Source organism: Pseudomonas paraversuta (genome assembly GCF_904063065.1).
GTDB lineage: Bacteria > Pseudomonadota > Gammaproteobacteria > Pseudomonadales > Pseudomonadaceae > Aquipseudomonas > Aquipseudomonas paraversuta.
Genome location: NZ_CAJFCL010000051.1, coordinates 1 through 442 on the forward strand (window position 1 = coordinate 1; position 442 = coordinate 442).

Below are 442 nucleotides of genomic sequence, written 5' to 3' on the forward strand. Positions count from 1 at the left end.
TTGTTCGGCCTGGGCTTCGACACTGCCACCGAGATCGGCCTGCTGGGTATCAGTGCCACCAGCGCCTCACACGGCATCAGCCTGTGGTCGAGCATGGTGTTCCCGGTGCTGTTTGCGGTGGGCATGGCCCTGATCGATTCCCTGGCCAACTTCGTGATGATCGGCGCCTACGGCTGGGCCTTCTCCAAACCGGTGCGCAAGCTTTACTACAACATCACCATCACCGCCGCCTCGGTGGTGGTGGCCCTGTTTATCGGCGGGATCGAAGCATTGGGCCTGATCGCCGACAAGCTTTAATTAACCGGCGGGATCTGGACCCCGGTCAATGCCATCAACGAAAACTTCGGGCAAATTGGCCACTGGATCATCGGCATGGTTGTGCTGTGCTGGCTGATCTTGGGGCTTAACTACTATTTGCGCGGTTACGAACAAATGGGGGCCA

Annotated in this window: 1 protein-coding gene; it reads left to right on the forward strand. The window is 58.6% G+C overall.

The window, feature by feature from the left end; genetic code table 11:
* A partial coding sequence (locus tag JQ845_RS22880) for a HoxN/HupN/NixA family nickel/cobalt transporter (RefSeq protein WP_459565138.1) occupies positions 1–297 on the forward strand: 297 nt, incomplete at its 5' end.
* Positions 298–442: the final 145 nt, after the last annotated feature.